A 1,404-nucleotide genomic window follows, 5' to 3' on the forward strand; every position below is an offset into this window, starting at 1 on the left:
CCTGGGGAACCAGCACATCGTCCTCGGCGGGCCTGTCCACCGTGCGGGCGTTAACCATCTGCGGTGGCGCCAGAGGACCGGCCAGATACCTGGGGAGAGCAGCCTTTTTACGATCCCCGTCCCCGGTATGGGGCAGCCGGTCCCTGGGGCTGATGATGGCCCGTAAGTCCTCCATTGTTGCTCCGGGGGCCACACGCTTCATGGCCTTTAGCGCCATTTTTTCCACCGTGGCTTTAGCCCGGGAAAAGCTGCCGCTGCGCTGCAGGATGGAAATTACTTCTGCAGATAAAAGAGGAATGACCACCCGTTTCCCCTGAAAAGAGATCAGGAGTTCTCCGGGTTTTAAGCGTTCAATACCGTCACCGGCCTCATCTTCATCCATCAACTGGTTAAATCTTAAACAAATCTCATCGGCCAGCCAGGACTCCTTGTTCAGGTCGAAACGCCGGATTAATTCGCAACGCTGGGCATTGAAGAGGTTTTTCTCTCCCAAAGAGTCGTAAGAAGAGAACCTCTTCCGGCCTATGGAACCACCCCCTTTTTTACCGCCTGCTCGCGGGCGAATATCTGGCGGATGCGTGTGAGCACCCACTGGTATTCAGGTTGATTAAACCGCTCGTAAAGGGCGGCACAGGTTTTCACCACCCTTGCCGAGCGGTGCATTACCTTGCGGATCAGGGGCAAGGGCAGGCCGCGTTCACAAAGCCCCACATAGGTGGCAAAGGTTTTTAGATAGGCCTCTATACTCTCGTAGCTGTGGCCTGTCCGGTGTTTGATCTGGGTTTCCGTGTATCCCTGCAGGTAGAGCTCCACTATTTTGCTCATATGGGAGATACCCGGCCCCATGTCAGCCAGGTTGCCCCGGGTGGGAACAAACACCTGCCTGTTCTCGCTCATCAGGCGCTGGATTACCGAGGGATGCACCCCCAGAAGGAAGGCCAGGTCCGGCTGGCCAAGACATGCCCCCTGGGCTTTGGCCTCCCCCGTATAGCGTAAAATGCGCTGCCACTTGAGTTGTGAAGTGGTGTCTGGATTCAGCTTTTCTTCATCCTCGGGGCTGTAAAAACTTAAGTTGACGGGTACCAGCCGGCATTCGTCCAGCGGTTTGCCCGGTGGCTCCTGGTCGGAGACGGCGTAGTACACCACGCTGCCGGGAGGACGGTTTCCCTGTATTCTTCCAGGTGGTTTTCCAGCAGGCGCAAAAAGGCCCGGGCTTTGGCCGGCGAAAAATTGTGCTCCGTCTGCAATACATGGAAAAGCCGGGCTGCCGGGTCCTCCTCTTCATGCGGGTCAGATAAAAGACCCAAAGACACCTTTAGCCGTGAAAGATAGCCTCCGGGAGCCCTTTTAGCCAGCTCCAGGTACTTGTCTACCAACCTGGGGTGAACACCGGTAACCCGGGCA

General features: G+C 56.7%; 3 protein-coding genes. All 3 read right to left on the bottom strand.

From position 1 onward, the window contains the following. A partial coding sequence (locus tag ACPLUI_RS14825) for a hypothetical protein (protein WP_424661010.1) occupies positions 1–493 on the bottom strand: 493 nt, incomplete at its 3' end. Positions 494–522: 29 nt separating this feature from the next. Next, on the bottom strand, positions 523–1,143 hold the full coding sequence (locus tag ACPLUI_RS14830; protein WP_424661011.1) for a DUF1670 domain-containing protein: 621 nt from the start codon (positions 1,141–1,143) through the stop codon (positions 523–525). Next, on the bottom strand, positions 1,068–1,404 hold a 337-nt coding region (locus ACPLUI_RS14835; protein ID WP_424661012.1), incomplete at its 5' end, for a hypothetical protein. The genes ACPLUI_RS14835 and ACPLUI_RS14830, both read right to left, overlap by 76 nt.

Source organism: Desulfofundulus sp., from assembly GCF_049701015.1.
Taxonomy (GTDB): Bacteria; Bacillota; Desulfotomaculia; order Desulfotomaculales; family Desulfovirgulaceae; genus Desulfofundulus.